Source organism: Stenotrophomonas sp. HMWF003, from assembly GCF_003061285.1.
Classification (GTDB): domain Bacteria; phylum Pseudomonadota; class Gammaproteobacteria; order Xanthomonadales; family Xanthomonadaceae; genus Stenotrophomonas; species Stenotrophomonas maltophilia_AP.
Genome location: NZ_QAIW01000464.1, coordinates 1802 through 2599 on the forward strand (window position 1 = coordinate 1802; position 798 = coordinate 2599).

The 798-nt window shown below is 67.3% G+C and carries 1 pseudogene; it reads right to left on the reverse strand.

The window, feature by feature from the left end:
* Window positions 1-685, reverse strand: a pseudogene (locus tag DBR34_RS24420) (ABC transporter permease); the annotation flags it as partial.
* Window positions 686-798: the final 113 nt, after the last annotated feature.

Consider the following 798-nt stretch of genomic DNA (forward strand, 5'->3'; position numbering starts at 1 on the left):
ACGGCAGCACCTTGCCGATCATCAGCTCGCTGCGGGTCAATGGTGTGGCGATCAGCAGTTCCATGTTGCCGCGCTCGCGTTCGCGCACGATCGCCACGGCGGTGAACATCACCATGGTCATGGTCAGGATGATGCCGATCAGCCCCGGCACGATGTTGATCGCCGAGCGCCGCTGCGGGTTGTAGAACGCCACCACGCTGATCTGCCCGGCGCTGGCCACCGCGCCGCTGCGCAGCGGCCGGTCGTTGCCCACCGGCTGGGTGCTCAACGGCACCTGCGCCAGCTGCACCGCCGCGCTCTGGACCACGGTGTCACTCCCGTCCACCATCACCTGGACGGCTTCGCGACCTTCAAAACGGCGGCGTTCGAAATCCGGTGGCACCACCACCCCGATGCTGATGCGCCCCTCGCGCAGCGCCTGCACCAGCTGCTCGGGCGTATCCACGCGCAGGATCGGGTGGATCACCCCGGTGGCCACCATGTCCATCAGCAGCGCGCGTGACGCCGAGGTTCCGGCCTGATCGGCCACGCCGGTGTCGAGATGACGCAGGTTGAGGTTGATGGCATAGCCGAACAACACCAGCTGCATCACCGGAATACCTACGATCATCGCCAAGGTGATGCGGTCGCGGCGCATCTGGCGCAGTTCCTTCAGCACGATCGCCCACAACCGGCGCAGGCTCATGGCGACGTGCTCTGCGCCGAAGCGCTGTCGCGTCCGCGCGTCGCCGACACGAACACATCTTCCAGGTTGGCCGCCGCCTGCACGACCTCGGCAGCCTGCCCGCCGCTGCGCAG